Source organism: Paraburkholderia sp. UYCP14C (assembly GCF_004197395.1).
Taxonomy (GTDB): Bacteria; Pseudomonadota; Gammaproteobacteria; order Burkholderiales; family Burkholderiaceae; genus Paraburkholderia.
The window spans coordinates 1-709 of sequence record NZ_SELS01000309.1; the positions used below are offsets into that span (position 1 = coordinate 1).

Below are 709 nucleotides of genomic sequence, written 5' to 3' on the forward strand. Positions count from 1 at the left end.
CCCGTGCGGTGACCTAACACCGTTTCCGCATCGAGAATCGCCTTGATGCGGCCGCGCACGCGGCGCGCTGTCTCCGCCTTTTTCGTCCAGATCGGCTGGAGAATCCGCACAATCATCGCAGTGTCGATGTCGCGCACGCGTACGTCGCCGATCACCGGATATGCATACGTCTTGAGCGTGTTACCCCATTGCTGGACATGCTTGCGGTTTGTCCACTCTGGTTCCTGCGCGCGGATGAACGCTTCGGCTGCCTCGCGGAACGTCACATTGGCGTCGACCGAGATATCGAGCAAGTGCCGCCGCTGCTGTTCACGCCGGGCAAGGATCGGGTCAATCCTGTTTCTGACCATCTCCCGATAAGCCGCGGCCTGTTTCCGCGCCTCGCCGAGCGGGACTCGCGAAAGCGCACCGAGGCCCATTTCCCACACATGTCCATCGATCGTGAAGCGAAGCACCCGTGAGCGTGCGCCACTATCGGCATCTGCATAAAGAGCCCGCCACCGTCGCCGTAGTGGCCCGGCTCTACCTCCCTGGCGACCCGCAATGCGCTGAGCCGGTGCAACTGTCGCCCTGCCATGTTGCCCTCCACTCCTACCCACGAAACCCACGTTCCTACCTACGATTCATGCGGAAATTGTGCGGGACATCGCTGGAAGCGGCAAGCACGCCGTTACCCATAAACCGCTTTGAAATCAGCGACTTAAAGGAC

General features: G+C 61.1%; 1 protein-coding gene. It reads right to left on the reverse strand.

The window, feature by feature from the left end; translation table 11 throughout:
- A partial coding sequence (locus tag EVC45_RS44990) for a tyrosine-type recombinase/integrase (RefSeq protein WP_373683141.1) occupies positions 1 to 608 on the reverse strand: 608 nt, incomplete at its 3' end.
- Positions 609 to 709 lie beyond the last annotated feature (101 nt).